The sequence below is a fragment of the Bacillus thermozeamaize genome (assembly GCA_002159075.1).
Lineage (GTDB): Bacteria > Bacillota > Bacilli > ZCTH02-B2 > ZCTH02-B2 > Bacillus_BB > Bacillus_BB thermozeamaize.
Map to the genome: position 1 here is coordinate 22,084 of LZRT01000098.1, position 17,888 is coordinate 39,971.

The 17,888-nt window shown below is 49.7% G+C and carries 27 protein-coding genes and 1 pseudogene; 1 reads left to right on the forward strand and 27 read right to left on the reverse strand.

The window, feature by feature from the left end; genetic code table 11:
* Nucleotides 1–71 precede the first annotated feature (71 nt).
* The 22 genes from BAA01_09295 to BAA01_09400 form a co-directional block, all read right to left on the reverse strand.
* Nucleotides 72–524 carry a MarR family transcriptional regulator gene (locus BAA01_09295; protein OUM85656.1) on the reverse strand — a complete coding sequence of 151 codons (453 nt, stop codon included), beginning with the start codon at nt 522–524 and terminating at the stop codon, nt 72–74.
* A gap of 219 nt (nt 525–743) precedes the next feature.
* Nucleotides 744–2,303, reverse strand: a complete 1,560-nt coding sequence (locus BAA01_09300; GenBank protein OUM85657.1) for a hypothetical protein — start codon at nt 2,301–2,303, stop codon at nt 744–746.
* A complete protein-coding gene (locus tag BAA01_09305; GenBank protein OUM85658.1) occupies nt 2,287–2,523 on the reverse strand; it encodes a hypothetical protein in 237 nt (78 codons plus the stop codon). Before BAA01_09305 ends, BAA01_09300 begins: the two co-directional genes overlap by 17 nt.
* Complete coding sequence (locus tag BAA01_09310) at nt 2,513–2,986, reverse strand: transcriptional regulator (GenBank protein ID OUM85659.1); 474 nt, start codon at nt 2,984–2,986, stop codon at nt 2,513–2,515. Before BAA01_09310 ends, BAA01_09305 begins: the two co-directional genes overlap by 11 nt.
* 63 nt (nt 2,987–3,049) lie before the next feature.
* Nucleotides 3,050–3,376, reverse strand: coding sequence for a hypothetical protein (locus BAA01_09315; protein OUM85660.1), 327 nt, complete (start codon nt 3,374–3,376; stop codon nt 3,050–3,052).
* A 38-nt stretch (nt 3,377–3,414) separates the two neighbouring features.
* Complete coding sequence (locus BAA01_09320; GenBank protein OUM85661.1) at nt 3,415–3,705, reverse strand: hypothetical protein; 291 nt, start codon at nt 3,703–3,705, stop codon at nt 3,415–3,417.
* On the reverse strand, nt 3,698–3,961 hold the full coding sequence (locus BAA01_09325) for a hypothetical protein (GenBank protein OUM85662.1): 264 nt from the start codon (nt 3,959–3,961) through the stop codon (nt 3,698–3,700). The genes BAA01_09320 and BAA01_09325 overlap by 8 nt, the downstream gene beginning before the upstream one ends.
* A gap of 10 nt (nt 3,962–3,971) precedes the next feature.
* On the reverse strand, nt 3,972–4,514 hold the full coding sequence (locus tag BAA01_09330; GenBank protein ID OUM85663.1) for a hypothetical protein: 543 nt from the start codon (nt 4,512–4,514) through the stop codon (nt 3,972–3,974).
* Between the two features lie 139 nt (nt 4,515–4,653).
* Nucleotides 4,654–5,202, reverse strand: a complete 549-nt coding sequence (locus BAA01_09335; GenBank protein ID OUM85664.1) for a hypothetical protein — start codon at nt 5,200–5,202, stop codon at nt 4,654–4,656.
* Nucleotides 5,203–5,282: 80 nt separating this feature from the next.
* On the reverse strand, nt 5,283–5,690 hold the full coding sequence (locus tag BAA01_09340; GenBank protein ID OUM85665.1) for a hypothetical protein: 408 nt from the start codon (nt 5,688–5,690) through the stop codon (nt 5,283–5,285).
* Between the two features lie 174 nt (nt 5,691–5,864).
* Nucleotides 5,865–6,089: a hypothetical protein gene (locus tag BAA01_09345; protein ID OUM85712.1), complete on the reverse strand. Its 225-nt coding sequence runs from the start codon at nt 6,087–6,089 to the stop codon at nt 5,865–5,867.
* 455 nt (nt 6,090–6,544) lie between these two features.
* Entirely contained in the window at nt 6,545–6,775 is a 231-nt protein-coding gene (locus BAA01_09350; protein ID OUM85666.1) for a hypothetical protein, read from the reverse strand.
* The gene (locus BAA01_09355) at nt 6,772–8,070 is read right to left on the reverse strand and encodes a DNA helicase (protein OUM85667.1); all 1,299 of its coding nucleotides are present in this window, start codon (nt 8,068–8,070) and stop codon (nt 6,772–6,774) included. Before BAA01_09355 ends, BAA01_09350 begins: the two co-directional genes overlap by 4 nt.
* On the reverse strand, nt 8,048–8,413 hold the full coding sequence (locus BAA01_09360; protein ID OUM85713.1) for a hypothetical protein: 366 nt from the start codon (nt 8,411–8,413) through the stop codon (nt 8,048–8,050). Before BAA01_09360 ends, BAA01_09355 begins: the two co-directional genes overlap by 23 nt.
* Nucleotides 8,414–8,874: 461 nt before the next feature.
* Entirely contained in the window at nt 8,875–9,528 is a 654-nt protein-coding gene (locus BAA01_09365) for a hypothetical protein (protein OUM85668.1), read from the reverse strand.
* Nucleotides 9,529–10,269 carry an MBL fold metallo-hydrolase gene (locus BAA01_09370; protein OUM85669.1) on the reverse strand — a complete coding sequence of 247 codons (741 nt, stop codon included), beginning with the start codon at nt 10,267–10,269 and terminating at the stop codon, nt 9,529–9,531.
* A gap of 6 nt (nt 10,270–10,275) precedes the next feature.
* Nucleotides 10,276–11,187: a hypothetical protein gene (locus BAA01_09375; protein ID OUM85670.1), complete on the reverse strand. Its 912-nt coding sequence runs from the start codon at nt 11,185–11,187 to the stop codon at nt 10,276–10,278.
* A complete protein-coding gene (locus BAA01_09380) occupies nt 11,187–11,384 on the reverse strand; it encodes a hypothetical protein (protein ID OUM85671.1) in 198 nt (65 codons plus the stop codon). The genes BAA01_09375 and BAA01_09380 overlap by 1 nt, the downstream gene beginning before the upstream one ends.
* 13 nt (nt 11,385–11,397) lie before the next feature.
* Nucleotides 11,398–11,808 carry a hypothetical protein gene (locus tag BAA01_09385; GenBank protein OUM85672.1) on the reverse strand — a complete coding sequence of 137 codons (411 nt, stop codon included), beginning with the start codon at nt 11,806–11,808 and terminating at the stop codon, nt 11,398–11,400.
* On the reverse strand, nt 11,786–13,309 hold the full coding sequence (locus tag BAA01_09390) for an ATPase (GenBank protein OUM85714.1): 1,524 nt from the start codon (nt 13,307–13,309) through the stop codon (nt 11,786–11,788). The genes BAA01_09385 and BAA01_09390 overlap by 23 nt, the downstream gene beginning before the upstream one ends.
* A 118-nt stretch (nt 13,310–13,427) precedes the next feature.
* The gene (locus BAA01_09395; protein OUM85673.1) at nt 13,428–14,267 is read right to left on the reverse strand and encodes a hypothetical protein; all 840 of its coding nucleotides are present in this window, start codon (nt 14,265–14,267) and stop codon (nt 13,428–13,430) included.
* Nucleotides 14,251–14,541, reverse strand: coding sequence for a hypothetical protein (locus tag BAA01_09400; protein ID OUM85674.1), 291 nt, complete (start codon nt 14,539–14,541; stop codon nt 14,251–14,253). The genes BAA01_09395 and BAA01_09400 overlap by 17 nt, the downstream gene beginning before the upstream one ends.
* A gap of 179 nt (nt 14,542–14,720) precedes the next feature.
* Here BAA01_09400 and BAA01_09405 point away from each other — a divergent pair, with 179 nt between their 5' ends.
* Nucleotides 14,721–15,500 carry a hypothetical protein gene (locus BAA01_09405; protein OUM85675.1) on the forward strand — a complete coding sequence of 260 codons (780 nt, stop codon included), beginning with the start codon at nt 14,721–14,723 and terminating at the stop codon, nt 15,498–15,500.
* Between the two features lie 47 nt (nt 15,501–15,547).
* Here the strand turns inward: BAA01_09405 and BAA01_09410 are convergent, their stop codons facing one another.
* From BAA01_09410 to BAA01_09430, 5 genes and pseudogenes are all read right to left on the reverse strand, one after another.
* Nucleotides 15,548–15,727, reverse strand: coding sequence for a hypothetical protein (locus BAA01_09410; protein ID OUM85676.1), 180 nt, complete (start codon nt 15,725–15,727; stop codon nt 15,548–15,550).
* Between the two features lie 278 nt (nt 15,728–16,005).
* A complete protein-coding gene (locus BAA01_09415; protein ID OUM85677.1) occupies nt 16,006–16,206 on the reverse strand; it encodes a hypothetical protein in 201 nt (66 codons plus the stop codon).
* A 463-nt stretch (nt 16,207–16,669) separates the two neighbouring features.
* Nucleotides 16,670–17,254: pseudogene (locus tag BAA01_09420) on the reverse strand (N-acetylmuramoyl-L-alanine amidase).
* Nucleotides 17,241–17,567 carry a hypothetical protein gene (locus tag BAA01_09425; protein ID OUM85678.1) on the reverse strand — a complete coding sequence of 109 codons (327 nt, stop codon included), beginning with the start codon at nt 17,565–17,567 and terminating at the stop codon, nt 17,241–17,243. Before BAA01_09425 ends, BAA01_09420 begins: the two are co-directional and overlap by 14 nt.
* Nucleotides 17,567–17,863 (reverse strand): hypothetical protein, encoded by a 297-nt coding sequence (locus BAA01_09430; GenBank protein OUM85679.1) that lies wholly within the window; start codon nt 17,861–17,863, stop codon nt 17,567–17,569. The genes BAA01_09425 and BAA01_09430 overlap by 1 nt, the downstream gene beginning before the upstream one ends.
* Nucleotides 17,864–17,888: the final 25 nt, after the last annotated feature.

The window sequence follows — 17,888 nt, forward strand, 5'->3', positions numbered from 1 at the left end:
CGTTCGTATTGTTCATGTTGGCAACATGGCGCAAAAAAGAAGAAGCCAACATACCGTTCGTAACTGCTGCCTCAAATGAGACTCAGATCTTGATACAGACGCTTGAGGAAACGTCCCAGCCGCTGTACTTCTTCCGGTGAATAAGTTGCCAGAATCCGGCTCAAATACGTGCGTTTGGCCTCCACAATTTCTTCAAACAATTGTTTTCCCTTCGGCCGCAAATAGAGCCGCACAACGCGGCGATCGGAAGTGTCTCGCACCCGCTCCACCAGATCATGCCGTTCCATCCGATCGATCAAATCGGTAATCGTGCTGCAGGCAAGGAACATCTTGGAACTGAGATCGCCGATCGTCAATTCGCCCTCCTCATACAGCCATTGCAATGCCAAAAACTGCGGCGGGGTGATGTTAAACTGCTGCAGAAGCTCCCGGTTTTTTTGCTTCATCAGGTGGGTGATCTTGCGCAAGCTTTCTTCGATTTCCAAAATGATTTCGTACGTGTGCGGATACCCTGGCCGGTGCATGGGACTCCCCCTTTACGGCAGATCTAGGATGATCATAGCACAGATAAGAGAAAATCAACATAAGAAAACCCCATCTTGAGGGTGGGGTTCAATGGGTTCATAATTACAGCTCTAACTCTCCAAGCCGAACCAACTCAACCACCGCTTGAGAACGACCTTTTACTCCCAATTTTTGAATGACATTCGTAATGTATTTTCAAGCACATAAAAAAGGAAAAATTAAAGTATCTTCCCAAGCGGCGTGTATACGTCGATGTTACCATCAACATCAACAGTTATCCGTTCAATCATCTTGCTCAGAATGATTCGTGTCTTCTCGGTGTCATCATAGCTTTCAATCGATGTCAGTTCATCGATTGCCTCTTTTATCTCAGCCTTTAGCCTTTCTTTGTCGTCGGCATCGGCCTTCTTTTTTTCAAGCTCATCCAGCTTTTTTTCAAGCTTCTCTATCTCATGCTCATATTGCTCACGCTCAAAGGCATATTGTTCGTTGTCGATTTCGCCAAGCATGTTCTGGCGCCTAATCTCGAAAAGCAACCTGCGGTTGTCCTGAATCTTTCGCTGGATGTGGCTTATCTCTTTCTCAAAATCACGTTCATCAATCGTCGCACTTTTTGCCGCTTCATCAGCCAACGATTCACTGTCTATCGCCTTCGAAAGCCTGTCCACCAACATTCCAATCAAATCATCGCGAAAAGGATAGTATGGGACCCACTTGTTGTTATGGCACCCGGCATCACCATGTCGCCGTCTACGAGAACAAACCAAATACCTGTATTTCTCACTACCTTTCCCAGACATGGACACCATGGCAGAACCACAATGCTTGCAGAAAATCATCTTGGCAAACACGTTGGAAAACTTTTTCCTACCACCTCTCATGCCGCCACCACGAATCAACCGGATTTTCTGTGCTTTATCGAACATCTCATCATCAATTATGGGTTCATGTGTTCTAAACTCAGTCCGTTCCCATTCACTTGTTTCACGGCGAACCAGCTTCCTCCGACGATTATGCATATCGGAAATGTCATCATACACCTTAACAACAGTGTATTTACAAAAAACATTTCTGCCTGTGTATACCTCATTTTGCAATATGTACTGCACGCTCGTGACGCCCCATGTTCCGCCCTTTGCTGATGGGATGCCCTTCTCGTTCAAATACTTGACGATTTCCTTTTCTCCCATCTTTTGATTTACATACAAGTCGAAAATCATCTGCACCACTTTGGCTTGTTCAGGAACCACTTCAAGCGTTTTTCTTCCATTTACAATTACCTTTTTATATCCATAAGGTGCACGGCTCCCTGTGAAGTTACCTTTCAGTGCAGACTGCCGTATTCCACGCCTTGAAGCAATCCCGATTTGCTCGCTTTGCTTCTGGTTCACGATTGACACAATGCCGAAAAGCATCTCGTTGTCGTCTTTGGCCGAATCATAAAGGTCCTCAATTGAAATGAGCCGGATGCCAAGCGCATTTACCAGCATCCGTTTCAAACTGATCGAGTCGAGAGCATCCCGAGAAAACCGCGACAAAGACGAAAAAAGGATTGTGTCAAACAACCCTTTTTGTGCGTCTGCAACCATCTTTTGCACCTCAGGCCTGGCGACAATGGATGTGGCAGTGTCCCTGTCCTCATACGTGTTGATGATGTCCAGACCCAACTCACTGGCGTAGGCTTCGATCGCGGCTTTCTGATGCTCAGGGCTGTCCTTTTGGGATTCCCGTTTTGTTGATACCCGGACATATGCCACTGCTCTATTTTTTGCTGTCATTACGAATTACCCCCGTTGCTTGGTTACGTCTGGAATCATTATAAAAAAATGCATTTCGTTTATGCAATACGGATTGTATTTTTTCTTCAACCAGTTCTTTGATGATTTGTTCCGGGTCGCCATCGGTTGGGACAAGTCTGATTTTGTAAGGCTTTCTGTCTCTTTTCCCCATAAGCATCACCTGTTTAACCCTATGCCCAATCGCTTGGTCATGTTGCATCTTCGCCATCACCCTTTACAACTGCGATATTCAGGCTAAGTGCAAGCCTGTAGAACGCCCGCCACCTGATTTTCGCGTATGTAGGCTGAGAAATTGGCGGCTGAAACTTGAAGTTATAAACATGGTAATCCGTGATATAATCAGCCTCCTGGCACATGTACCGTTCCTCGATGAGAAACCGCTCCATCCTCGGAAGCCGGCTGACCGCCCTTTCGATGCGTTCACAGTACCGCCGGCGCCGCTCATGCTCTTCCCGGCCGTCTACGTTGTGTATAGCCACAGCGGCGGTTTGGTCGCTAACCCTGTTGCTCCGACCGCCCTCAGCCAGCTCGTACCTGGGCGTGATCACCGGCTCCCGTTCCTCAAAGGTGAGATACTTGTACAACCGGTATGTCCGCAGCGCGTTCTCAACCGCTTCTTTTGTTTTCTTTCTGTCCAGCTCCGGCAGCTCGAATTGTTGCATCGTGTCACCCTCTTGTTGAGGATTGCCCCGGTCGGCGCCGGGGCGTGGCGTAAAATCTACGAATTATGCATTAAGTAACTCTGGATTTTCATAAACATTACCAATTACTTCTAGCCAACTATCGGCGTTAATTAAACTGATGCCTAACAAATCTTTTCGTTGAATGAAAAATGCAGCATTACTGCCGTAAAATACCTGTCCTACAATTTTTTGGTTATTAAACCAACCTGTCACTATGTCTCCCTCATAAATTTCCCGCCCGTTCTTGTCTTTAAGGCCAATGTATTGATAAACCTCTGCCGGATGTACCCATGTTGGTACATTGTCAATCCTGAAATATACCCATGACTGTTTTTCGATTGACCATGCCCGGAACTTTAATTCACGCATTCAAAAACCTCCTTGCACATCATTGGTCAAATGCACACTTACATTTGCCAGCTCTTCAACTCTTCAATCTGCAACTCTCCCCGCGGATGCCAGCGAACAATCCCTGACACCCACGTGTCACCTTCGGGTGAATCGTAAAGCTGCAGCTCAAATCTATAAGCATCCTTCTCTCCATCGACTCGCTCAATGTAACCCTTGTGCGGCTGCTGGCCATGCAAATACTGGATAAGCTCTCGGCGTAATTCTCTTTCAATCTCATCCTCATCAGGAATGATCGTTGTTCTCGCCAGAAACCTTCCCCCGCAGTATGGACACTTGAATTTATCCACGCTGCTCAACTCCTTCCATTTCTTCAACTACCTCAATCACCGTGTTTGACTTGGATATGCTGCTGAGGAACGTGGGGCCACGATGCGTGTTCATCACAGCATACCCACATCCCCAGCTGCTAAGGTCGTCGGTGATGAATCTGATCGGCCCACGGCAAATCTCCAGGAATCCGTACCATGTTTTGACCTTGACTGAAACTGTGTCACCTTCTGAGATTGGCCTGCCGTTTGAATCTTTGATGCCGATGCCTTCCATGCTGGTCACCTCAAAACGGCAAATCATCATCGGAAACATCCGGCAACAAGTCATCATCCAGGGCGCCCGAATCATCTTTCTTGCGCCTCTTTCTCCGCACCGCTTCCAGGTCTGCCACATTGTCGGCGGCTGCTGCTACCTCGTCAAGCGTCACTTGATTCTGGTCCACATCGACCGTCCCGTCCTGGTTCACTGTGTATCGCAGGCCCGCATCCGGTTCGTCATAAAAGTCCTCGATGCTCATTTGCGCCGGCTCAAGGCTCAGCGTCACGTTTGTGCCGGCAAGAGGATACAGTTTGATGATTTTATCTTGGTTGTCACCCTTCACGTTGAACTTGAGCACCGTCTTTTTGCTGTCCCGTTGCAACGTTGCGAACTCTGCGGTCATCTCGCCGGCGTCGCTTCCGTCGATCTCGAACAGAACGATGCCTCCAGCCATCTCCACCAGCTTCTCAGCATGGGGTAGCTCATCGCCTTGCACTTGGAAGTGCAGCACTTCCTTTTTGTCGTCTTTCTGCATCTTCTTGAACAAAACGTTCAGCGTGGTTTTCACTTTTCATTCACCTCTCTGTTTTTGTAGCACCCGTGAACCTGCTTGAAATTCTCTGCTGTCTTTGGGTAAAGAATAAAAACCGCCCCGCAATGCTCGCATTCGATGCGTATTGATTCTTCAAATAAAGACATCTGAGCATTCATTTCGCAACCTTCTTCCTCTTCAGCTTTTTTGGCGGATTGACAATGCTGTTGATTACTTCGAGTTGATAAGTCGGTAGCATGTACTCGTCATAAACAGCCGTTTTTCTCCTATTCACTGCCCGCGCAATCTGTGCCAGAACAAAGGCGTCCCGGACGTTGTCGCTGCTGTGTTCAAAGCCCCAGCGTTTGTAAATGTGTACGGCCATCTCGTCTTTCTTGGTATTGCCTTTGCCGCTGGCAAACTTTTTTACCTGTGACGGGCTCACTTCTGTATAGGCGATTCCTCGCCGATAGAGTGCCATCCGAATGCCCCACCCGATACCTCCGAGCTGGATGGCCTGCTGGCTGGCAAATCCGAAACCTTCGATGCAGATGATGTCCTCAGGCTGAAGGTGACGCATCACCTCGTCGATGAGCGTCACCATGCGCTTGGGGTCGCTGCCTCCGACGCCAGTCAGCTCCTTTGCTCGAACGACGTTGCCATGTTCGTCAAGTGCAACAAAGCCGGTTTTGGTCGACGGATCAATCCCAACGAACCTTGCCACTCGGCATCACCTTCCCTATATTCACCTGCGACCACGGAATCAGGTGTGCGATTTTCAGATACTCAGTCCGGTCTTCGTATTTAATCCGCACGCTCCGCTCGTTCGCGTAGTAGCGTGCCGTTTCCGCTTCGATAACACTCTTGTGCATGTGGCACAATGGCACCTGCGCCCACGTTGTCGCTGCATTCCTGTTGCACTGCGGATATTTGCATCTCATTCGTTTCCCTCCGTTTCTCCTCTACCCACACTGTCAACACTTCCCATCCGCCTCTTACACTCGGCGCCACCACCGCCTTTATTCCGTCCGGCGTCACGTTGATGGTGGCAGCCCCCTGCTTGTCCACCAGGACGCCTCGCTTGATGGCGGACGTGATTGCTCTCCGCATGTAACCCTGGATGGATACCACTCTGTCGTTGCCAACCCTTTCCCGCCAGCGCCGGATAGCGTGGCGTGATAGGTGGATGGGCATGTTTCGCTTAGGTGGCATGTTCACCCCTCCCTCATCCGGCGGCCTCCAGTTCCCGTCTTAGCGCCTCCAGACGCTTTGTCTGGGCCATGATTTGCAGCACAACAACATCCACATATACGGGGTCTGCGTGTTTCTCGGCTTCGAGCAGCCGGCAGTATTCCCGCCGGGCTTCAGCAAGTTCTTGCAGGATAGTCAGTCTGTCCATTTCGTATCTCCGCCCATTTCTGCAATCAATCTGGTTAAATACCATCCAGCTTTTCGCAAGTCTTCCAGACCATTCTTGTGCCTGTAGCGTGAGAGATATTTCAGAACGTTGCCGGCCAAATAACCCTCAAATTGCTCAGGCGTCAGCTTTGCTTTGATAAATTCGATCGTCTCGATTCCGCCAGCAACATAATGTGCCGGCCGGTTGATGATGTCGTCTGGTCCCGTCTCCTGCTTTTGTTCCTGGACCGAGTATGCCGATTCAGCTTTTTGCTCCGAGACTGTATTTGACGGTTCTGCTTCTCGATGCTTACCGGATCCTTTTTTCCCGCGTTTCGATTCGTACTTGATACCGTACTTCTTGATGTAGTAGTAAAGCGTACCCTCACGCATGCCCTGTTCACGTTCGATCTGTGTTTGCGACTTGCCGGCCGCGATCTCCGCTTCCAAAAACTCTTTTGTAATGTTGTATTTGCGGTTGTGGAGTCCATTTGTCTTCTCTTGTTGCTCCTGCTCTGCAGGCTTGGGTTTTTGCATTTCTTGATTTTCCCCTCTATACTTCGCAAGCTCTTCTTCCGACAGTTTGTATGTGACCACCGGCCCATTTCCAACAGCTTTGGCCTCGTTTGCTTTATTGAGAATTGGATAACCAGGCATTTCAGACCCTCCTAATCGTCCAACCAATCAGATATTTCCTCCTTGCGTTTTTCCTTCGGCGACCTGTTCCGCCGGTATTCAATCACTTTGCTTGCGACAAAGTCGTATTGCCTGAGCAGCTTTTCCCGCGACTGCTCGTCCAGAAGCGGGTGCTCAATGAGCTGCGCCTTTTCCACGAGCCACTGCAGCGACTTTTGGTACTGCTCCTCTGTCTCGATCCTCCGCTCGTTCACCATACTCATCTCAGTGGCAACTCCTTGAATCGTTGCAACCAGCCCTGAAATAACAACCTGAACTCGTTGACCCCAATATCTCGGCCTTTTGCGATTGTCTGCTGGATTACTTTGCCGTTGGGATCACTGTCGTTCGGGTCGTGCCAGAGGAACTCCACCACGTCGGCATCCTGTTCAATCGCTCCAGATTCGCGCAAATCGGAAAGTTGAGGCTTTTTCTTTTGCTCCGATTCCCTCGTCATTTGGCTGAGCATCATGAAGCAGCAGTCCATGTCGCGGGCTATTTGCTTCGCTGCGCTTGTCACGCGGCCGATGGCCTGGGCACGGGTCTCTCCCCGCTTTTGCGGGATGGACATGATTTGTAGGTAGTCCACTGCTATGCAGGCGATTTTCCCGTACCGGCGCTTGAACAACCTGGCCGTTGCTCGAATCTCATCGATGCTCACACCTGATGAGTCCTGGATGAATATCGGCAATGCTTCAAACTCGTCATAGTAGTGACGGATCATGGCCAGTTCGTTGTCGGTCAGGTTCTTGTTTTTGATGCGGCTGTAGTTGACGCCTGAGGCACACGCAATCATCCGGTCCTTTATCTGGTTCTCGTCCATCTCTTGGCTGTACAAAAGCACCACGCCAGCGTTTTGCCTTGCGATACCGAGCAACCTTTGCAGGACCAGCGCTGTTTTTCCGACGCTTGGCCGGCCGGCGGATACAAAGAGCCAACCACGCCACAACCCGTGCGCCCAATCGTCAAACTGTTTGAAGCCAGTCGGGATGAATTCGGCTTTTTTCGTCAGATGCCGGAAGTATTGCTCCCTGGTCTCCCGGAAACTGCGCATCTTTCCGACTTCCTGCGGCCTCATATCGCTGACCAACGCCTCAACCGCCGAAAAGTAATCCTCATCCGATTCGAAGTCCTCATGCGCCAGCTCTGCGATTTTCTGCGCCGTCTCCACCCCACGCCGGCGGATGGCCTTGGAGCGAACGATACGGGCGTGATGCACAGCATTGGCAGCGGTCGGACAGGCTTGAACAAGTTCGGTAAGATATGTCACACCGCCCATATCATCCATGCGGCCAAACTTCAGATATTCCTCAGCCACAGTGACAACATCCACCGCCATGCCCCTCTCGTGGAGATAGCGCATGACTTCGAAGATTTTTTGGTGTCGTGGGCTATAGAAATCCCGGGACTCCAGGAATGTGAGTTCATCCAATATTTCCGGCTCCAGGAACACCGCTCCGAGGACCGACTGCTCGGCTGTGATGTCTACTGTTGCCTCAATTGGTCCAATCGAAAGCATCCGGATCATTCCCCTCCGCTACCCATCTCTGAAATGCAATCTCTTTGTCACGCGGGTCAGGTTGGCGTTGTTGCCTTGGCTTTTGTGCAACCTTCATTTTCAGCGCCAGTTCCCCGAACTTCTGTCGAAACTTTTTGGCGCTGAGGATGTTTGTTTTCCAGAAGTCATCCGTTGTAACCCAGTCCATAACGTCCTTTATCAGATGCTTATCCTTTAATCCATCCAGCTCTACCAGCTTCCTGAACTCATCAGCCCATTTTTGAAGGTCTGCCTTGATTGTGAGATGCTTCAATCCTTCTGCCTCTGCCACTGCTGAAACCTTCTCATAGAAGTATTTGGCCATCTTAAAGTAGGTGCTGTCCTCGGCATACGTTTTACGTTGCCGAGTATTTTTCTTTTTTTCTTTAGTTTTTTCTTTCTTAGTACTCGGATTAGAGTACAGTTCTGTACTCTGATTAGAGGACACTTTGGTCTGTCCTCTATTTAGAGGACACCACTCGGAATGATTCTTGTTGAACCGAATCACTCGCCCCCCTTTCTGGCCAGTCCCAACGATGGTGATGATTTTTCGCTCAATCAGTGTTTTCAGCTCCCTGTCAACCTGGCTTCGACTGGCGCCAATGGCTTGTGCCAAGAAGCTGAGCGACATCTCGTGCTCTTTGCGCTGGAATCCGTATGTGTAGCGCCAGATCGCCAAAACAAGGCGAAACTGCGTGCCGTTGAGACTGGCTTGCATGATATGGTCAAGGATTTCGTTCGCTATCCTGGTGTGGCCGTCTTCCAATTGAGGGTTTGCCACTCACCTCACCCGCTTTGTGCCAACTCTCTCCTCATGAAACTGACTAGCCTTTTGGCAAATTCACGGCGATCTGTTTCCTCATCCCCCTCGTATTCAGCTTCAAGCCACTCGTGGAGCATGTGGCTTACCTGTTCTTCAAGGGCTTCTTCTTTTGTTGTGTATCCGTTGATTAGTGCGGAAAAGTACGTTTTTACGTTCGTTATCTTTTGCATGTAATCAGCGATGACTTGAAAATACCGATTTGACCCATTGGCTCTTTGATAGATGTGGTCATTGTAAAATAACTCCCATTCATGTCCGGACATTCTTATCTGTTCGATCGCCTCGGCAACTTCCTCCGGGATCACAACCTTCTGCTTATCCACGGCCAGGAGTAGCGCCTTCCGCTCCTGGTTGAGTTCGTCGATTTCCTTTTGTAGTAGCTCCCGAACCTGGACAGCCTGTTCATATCGCTTTTTCAACTCCGTTACTTCCTTCTTCATCTGTTCAAATTCGGGTACAAGCTCCGCTTCATGTTCATGCAAGAAGTAGCCGTTAAACTTCCCATCGATAATCATCCAACCACCCAAACGGCGATCGGCCAAAAACACGTCCCCAGCGTGTATGGTTCCTTTTTCAGTTAAAGTGAAGACTTGCTTGGTCACCCTTACAACGTCCACTCAAACCACCTCCAGATGGTAGTGCGTACCGTTTTTAAATCCCTTCCGCTTGAGAGCCTGTTCAACCGTCATCCTGGCCAGTGCCGGCAGGTTGTTCTTCCGCGACAAATGTGTGAGGTATACCCGTTCGCCCCGGCCCTGGACCAGCCTGGACAACGCCTCTGCTGCCTGCTGATTCGACAGATGCCCCCTGTCGGAAAGGATGCGCTCCCTGACGCTGTCCGGGTAGTCGCTGGCCGCCAACATATCCGGGTCGTGGTTGGCTTCCATCACGATGATGTCACTGCCCTGCATCGCATCCAGCATCTCGTCATCGACGAGTCCGGTGTCGAGGCAGATGGAAACCTTTTTGCCGTCAACCTCAATTGCCAATCCAAGCGGTTCGTAGGCATCATGATGCGTTTCAAAAGGCGTCACAACAAATCTGCGGACATAATGAGGTTTGCTTGGTACAAGAGTGCATTGCAAATATTCGTCCACGCCGTGAATGTCCTTCCACTCCCCCTCTGCCGCATACACCGGTATGTGGTATTTGTTCGCAAGTGGTAGGCCTTTCACGTGATCCTTGTGTGCGTGGGTGATGAAGATTCCGGCGATTTCATCCGGCCGAATGCCCGCGTCCAGCAGGTGCCGCTCGATTTTTGCGGCCGGGATGCCGGCATCGATTAGTATTGTGATGTTGCCGGACCGGACGGCGATGCAGTTGCCGCCCGATCCGCCGGCAAGGATGTTGACCATCATGGCCGCTCACTCCAGCAGGTCATCGTCCGCTTGCTGCGCTAGATGCATGTCCAAGACCTTGATCAACCCGGTCATCTCCGCGATTGTCGGGTCTTTTGGATCCTTGAACGAGATGCCGTTTTGCTCGAAGAACTCTTTCCGGCCGGCAGCTGTTGTGATGCCCAGCCGTTTGAACTTATCTTTGATTTCTGCGGTCAACTTTTCTTTGGTGGCGGCTTCCTCGTCGGGTTTGTCCTCCTGCTGGACCGACTCCGGTGCCTTCATCGGCTCCTGCGGCGTCACGTCGATTGCATCCGGTCTGAGCTTGTACTCCGGCACCACATCCACACCGGACGGAACGTGCTCATCTTCGGCAATCTCGATGCCGAATTGCAGCTTTGCCGCACGCTTGACGATATGCTTCTTGAACATGTCATTGAACCACTCGCGCCACTTGTGAGCGTTGCGGCCTTTGAGCATGTGTTCAACCTCGTCAACTTCCATGACTACAACCACGTCTGGAAATCCTTCACGCCGTGCAATCGCATAGCCGCCGATTACCTTGCCGCGCGGGAACCCAAATTCGTGCTGTTTGATTTTGATGTTGCCTTGCTCATCGCGCCCAACCTTGAAGTCATCGTTTTCGTGTACCAACTGCACATCGATACCTTTGTACCCCTCGCATTGCCGGGCAAGGTAGAGAATGCCCTCGACAGCGACTTGGATTGACATGGTTGGGCCATCCTTGCCCTGGTAAACAATGCAATGCACATGATTGAGAAACGGGTTCAAACCGGCGTTCACACACGTCTGCACAAACAGCGCAAACTGCTCGTTGGTTGTGCCGCGGGCAATGGTCGCCTTCAAGGTGTCCAATTCGGCCTGAGTGAACCCTCCAACAACCGCCTCTGTGTTTACTGATGCCAATGCCTTGCTCATCAAAAGTTCCCCCCATTCGCTGATTCAAGTCCTCGCTTCACTTGCTTTTTCACTGTCTCCCAAGCCTTTTGGTAAACCTCTTCGATGTCATCCCCGTCCTCGACCGTCATCACGACACCAGCATCAACTTTGAGCGACTGGTAGTTGCCCAAGTTTTTCGTGTACATGAAACCGACGGAAATTTCTTTTGTTTGCATTGATGAGCCTCCTTCACTTGTTGATCTCATTCAACTGTTTCCATTCTTCCGGCCACGTGTACTTTCCATCGATTATCTGAACAACAACGTGATCGCTGGAATCTGTCACGCGGATTTCTCGAAACAGTTTTTTGTGGAGCTGCGTGTAACGATAGACTTCTTCCGGACTGCGTAATGTCACTGGAGGTGTGTGCCAACCTCCAGGCTCCGGATAGCAGTAGGCATAAAATTCTTGGGTCATGCCGATCAGTCCCCCTTCGGTATCTTCCTGGTCGTTCCGGTATGGCGGTGGACCAGCAGCAGGTAATCTGGTCCAACCTTGCTCACCAGCCAATTCGCGGGATTTAGGCCAGCCCACTGCATTGCGATTTTTTGCCTCCATGTCGGCCGCTTGCCGTTTTTCATTCGGCGTCACCCAACTCAATCTTTAATTCCTGCCCGGCCACCACACGGCTGATGATGAGCTGACCTTTTGGCCGCCGGAAATGCGTGATGCTCTCGGCGTTGTCGATGAAGCAAGGGGCGATGATGCCGCTTTGTTCGCTCAGAACGTCCCGCAGCTCCAGACCAGCCCGGATGCCTTCGCTGAGGGACAACTTGCTGTACGGGCGACCGTCGTATTCGATCTCAAAAGTGGGCTTGATTTCCCCGTTCTTCTGCTGCTCGTACAACCGGATGGACAGCGCGGTGAAGAGGCTTTGAACCTTTTCGGCCTGCAACTCCGCTTCTTTCGCTCGGAATGCTTTGACGGCATCCAAGATGAACGTAGACTCCCGCAAACTCTCCAGCGTCGCCTGTTCGTCCGCTTTGGCCTGTTCGAGCTTTTGCTCCAGCTCATGCAGACTTTCAAAACGCCGGACGCCTTCGACAAGGGCCATGCGCTCTTGTTCGAGCCGCCGGATTTCTTCCAGCTGCTCAGACACGTCGATGTATTCCATGGCCGCCAACTCTTCCTCAAGCTGCTTGCGCTCTTGCACTACCATGTCAAACTCGGCCTTAAACTGCTCAATCCGCTTTTTCTTGTCCTCCTCGGCCCTGGCCCGTGCCTCACCCTGCAAGGCTTGTCCGCACACGCGGCAGGTATCTTCAATTGGTTCGTTTTTTAGCGTCGGGAACTGGGCCTTCATGCGGTCGCGCTGTTCAAGGAGGGCTCGGATTCTTCCTTGCAGCTCCGTGATGCGCCGGTTGTTTTGGTCAGCTTCGTAAATCTTTTGTCTCGCCTCGGCAATTGCAGTGTCCAGGCGCTCGATTTCTTTCTGTGCCGCCATGACGTCTACGTTCCCGGCCGCACCGGTCGCCGCATCCAGCTGCTCCTGCAGCGTTTTGGTACGGGATTTGGCAGCAATGTACTGCTTGTCCTTCGTGTTCTTGTTATCACGGTGGATGGCTTCAATGTCTGAAAGCAACCATTTTTTCAGTAGAGGCGTTAGCACTTCCGCTTGTGGTGCAGGCAGATGCTCAACGACTTCTCGGATGGTCGGCGCCGGAACGTACTGCAACAACATGGATCGCTGCTTTTCCCAGTGAAGCGAAAAGAAGTAGGATGGATTGAAGAGCGCCAGGAATAAATCCTTATCGAACATTGACTTGACTACTTCTTCATACTCGGTGGCCTTCGCCGGAACTTCATTGATCCAATACTTTGCTTTCCCCTTGACCAAACCGCGTCCCAACAGAATGTCTTTGCCGTCAACCGTGAGCAACAGTTCCGCCTTTACTTCGTCGTAGTCATATCCAATCGGCGACGGGTCCAACTTGCTGCCATATGGGCAAGTGCCGTATAATGTCCATGAAATGCTCTCTAATATGCTGGATTTACCTTTTGCGTTGTCACCGCTGATTCTGGTCACTGGCCCAAATTCAACGACCAGATCGCGGTGACTTTTGTAATTGTGGAGTTTCAAGGTGCGGAAGCTTATGTGCATCGCTTTCTCCCCTCTCTCAAAGGTATCCATAGGTTAGAGATACCTTCACTTCTTGTGCTGGCATTTAGCCGCAAGCTCAAGCAGCAGCATCCTGATACGTGGCGGCGTAGCCAGCCAGTCACCTACTCGCACCTTCACCTTTCTCACCTCCCCCAAAGGTTTGTTTGAGCTGCTCCAAAAAATACAGCTGTCCTTTGCCCGTAATGAGTGTGGTTATTCTGATGAAATCATGATCAACTGCATGTACCACGCTTTCTTTTACCTGAAAAAGGCCTTGCTCCACATATTGCTGTTTTGGCTTGTTCTTCTCACGGCCTGACTTGATGAGATAGCCATTTTTTCTCATCCAATCGAACAACCGGTTCCGTCCAATTTTGATGCCGTTGTTGTTCAACAGCTTCGCAAACTCCCCAAATGTTATTGCATCACTTGAGTGAGCAACCGACTTCCCGAAAGTGGTGAAAGGCTTGTCTTGCTTGATCTGTGCCTCCAGTGCCTTTCGGGCTTCTCTTTCTGCTTTCAGTTGCGTGGCCAACTGAATCAAAAAGTCAGGATCAGTCAATGCTCGTTCGATTGTCTGCTCGGTCATGTAGGCGCCGTGCTTGCGAATGGCCGGAAGGATTTCAGCAGTTACCCATCTCTTGAACGCCTTGGCTTTCTCTCTGATTTCCGGGTTATTACCCTGGCGGGCAGCGCCGAAAATGAGTGAATAAAGGCCAGATTCATTGACAAATTTCTTTTTTTGGGTTCGACCAAGGGAATCCATGACCTCACGGACCGTTAGGTCATCTTCTTCTACGTGGTTTTTGATGGCTGCATGCGGATTGGAAAATTCAAGTGCAATAGCAGCCTCTGAAGCCCCAAACCACTCAACACCATCAACCACCATCACAGGCAGTTCCCCAAACAGTTGGTGATTAAAGATTTGGGGATTCGCAACTTCAGTTGTTCTGCTCATGCAACTCCTCCTCTCTAATCAACTCAGCAACAGTTACTCCCAACGCTGCGGCGATTTTTAGGGCGATGTTCATCGACGGACTGTGTTTGCCTTCTTCAATACCAACCAAGTACGAATAAGACACCCCGCTTTCCCTAGCAAGACGATATCTCGTCATACCACGCTCTTTCCGTAATCTCGTGATGACTAAACCGAGATTGTGCCCTGTCACGTTCTCACCTCCAAGACAAAAATACGACGACATATCGTTATAGTCAAACATCGTTATAACCATATTTTGTCATATTTTCTCTTATTTTCTTAGTTTTTCTCACGATATGTTGACATTTCGTCATATACAACGTAGAATTGATATGTCGATATCTAGATATAAAGTATTTCTAACCTAGAAACGCCTTTGCTGGGGATAATAATCAACGCCAACAAAAATACGTTTAAGGAGGCACAAAATAAGTGTCTGTGATTGAAAAAATTGAGGAGTTATTGAAGGAGAAAGGGTGGACGAAGTATCGGTTAGCAAAGGAAGCAAGACTGCCACAATCCACGATCACATCTTTGCTAAGCGGAAGAGTTAAATATCCATCGGCTGAAACATTGATTAAAATCGCTAACGCCTTAGGAGTCTCTGCATCTGAACTATTAGGTGAAAAAGATCTTGAGCTCATCAATGTCTACCAAAATAAGAAGAAAACAATGGAAAAAGTATTGTCGCTACTGAAATTATTTACTGATGATGAAGGTTGGTTTGAGGAAAAATTTCACAAAGACATATTCTATACGTTCGCAGGACACCTACCACTTGGACCTGCCACAGACATATTCGATCAATGGTATGAAATGAATTTTTTAAATGCTGATGAGGGAGACATAACCGAAGAAGATATAGAATACGCGAAACATGAGTTTAACGAGCATTACAATTACAGAACAATCAAAAGAGGTTTAGAGAGTTTAGACGATTATTATATTAGTGGAAAAACCGTCTTTGACTTTGCTGACGATCTGGAAAAATTAGCAAGAAAACATGGAATGAAAATACATGATGTCGATAGCAAAGAAACTGCAAAATATGAAACCGAACATGAGTTTTTGACAAAGTTAGAGCTCTCAGATAATGAATTATTAAAGCGATTTAAATTAACGCTGGATGGAAAACCATTGACAAAAAAGGAAGCGAAGGCTATCATTGCTTTCCTTCGCTCCCTTCGGCAGTTTTCCGAGCTGAATGAATAACTTCAATGAGTTCATTCAGATCAATCCCAAGCAGCTCGGCCAGCCTTTCAACCGAAACCTCTTTTTTCAAAAGCCTCTTCCTTTCTATGATAATGTGTCGGTGTTCGCATCGACATATTTTGCCCCCAAAAACCGAACGTATATTCGGTATCTCCAAGTTTAACCATTCCCCCTTTTGCATTCAAGGAAAAATTTTGATATTTACCCAGGTCGCCCGAAAAAAACACAAAAAGGCCACCCGGATAAATATCCAGATAGCCTTTTTAAACCACACACGCCAAAGGCGTATTATCCCATTTAACCTTTTTTATAGCAGCACCTAAATGCCGCGTACCCATTCACAAGAATGGTATTTATCGCCGATGATGACATCATCGGCACACCGCTCCCATGTCGGGAGGTACTATCTATCACGTGCCGGTCGTCGGCACGTACACCTAGCTGGGACTTTCTTCCCGCCCGACACAAAAATATCATAAAAGCAAAAAACATGCAATATAGAATTTCACATCTTTTGAAGAATGGTTATTTCTTTTCTTTCGATATCGAGCTGCACAGCATATCCCTGGGCATGTTCTATTTTTACGCCGCCCGGAACAAACCACATCTGAGCCACAGCTAAACCATCAACAAGACCAACAAAGCGGCCAAATCCAGTGGATTCCCCATCCTTTGCGAAAGGCTCCATGTGGAAGTTCCAGCGCACTGTCCAGGGTCCGCAGTATGTTTCTCCTCCTGAATTGTACACGGGCCTCACCTCAGCTGACGAATCATGATACCACCTCGAACGTTTGTTTGATTTTATTATATGCAAACGGATGTTCGAAATGATAGTGGAAAGTCTTGGCCAAACAAAAAAATCCCCGGCGCTCGGCCGGAGTGTTTTGTTGCCGTCTATTCCACATTTGCAAAGATGCTTGTCAAGCATCAATAACGTAAACGAGCCATCCAAACTGTTTATGCAGCTTTTCGGCTGCCGCCTCAGCATCCTGCCGACTAGAAAACGTACCGGTTTTCAGTCGGTACTTGTCGCCAGACTCGATGACGTAAACCGTCCAGCTGAATTGCCGCAGCAACTTCTCGGCCGCGGCCACCGCTTCCTGTCGGTCAGCGAATGTTCCAGTCAGCAGGCGGTACTTTTTGCCGTCATCCTGCTTCTGAGATGTTCCCGCTGGCTGCCACTTCAATCCTGCCCATTCCACCACCCCACGAGCGATGGCTTCCGCGATGGCCGCCTGGCCGGAAGCTGATTTGAGATAGGCAGCGTCTTTGGGATTGGATACAAACCCAATCTCCACGATGACGGCTGGCATCCTGGTCTCTCTGATGACATGATAGTAGTCATCTTGCGGATTCTTCTTACTGGCCTTTGACTTTGAACCACGATTTGCAAGTGGTGTCAGTATGTCCATCCATTTTTCGATTGCTTTAGCCAGCTCGTCACCTTTCGATTTTGTCTCATGAATGGTGTGCCAAATTTCAAATCCGTTCGCTTCCGGAGAAGCCGAAGCGTTACAATGGATCGAAATAAACGCATCGGAACCCCATTTATTTGCCTCGTCTGTTCTTGCCTGAAGGCTTTTTCCTGCGTTGCTTGTTCGCGAAAGTTTTACCTCAAATCCATGACGACGTAAATGGTCTGCGACGTTAAGAGAAACTGCCAACGCTACATCTGCTTCTCTTACTCCATTCCCAACAGCCCCGGGATCAGCCCCGCCGTGTCCGGCATCATCGTATATCTTAAGCATTTGCATCATCCTCCCTCTTTCCGTTTCCAGGTGGTTCAATCGCCTTTCGCTGCATCTGCCCGGCTGCGGCCGCCACGAGGAACCCGTTGGCCCCAGCCAGCACATACACGCGCCAGTCAGCGGGATTCGCACCGAGCGCCAGCTGCGCTGTCACTAGGATGATGCTGGCGACAATCACTGCATACAAATCCGTCGGCAGCCAGCCGGCCGCAAACCGGTCAATGAGGCTCTTTGTATACTGAACGACGAAATAGGTCAACAAAGAAGCGCCCCCCATTGTGGCGAGCGCTTCCCAAGTGAAAAGTTGTCCGGTGTCCATTAATTACCTCTCCCCTCAGCTTCGATTCGGTCAATCCGCCTGTGTGCTTGCTTCGCACTTTCCTCAACCCGAGTGACACGTTCGGCAAGCAAGTCATACCGCTGGCCTTGAGCCCGGAGTTCCACCCGCAGGTCATCGACGCCCTGGCGGATGTAGTTCACCGAGGCCCGCAACTCTCCGTCCTCTGCGCCGTCCTTGCGAATTGTCCGGGCCCGTCCAAGCCAGCCAAGGATGATGCCCGAAATGGCAGCTGCGGCTGATACAATGACAGCCCAATCCAAACAGCTCACCTCCAATAAAAAACACCCTACCGGGTGCTGT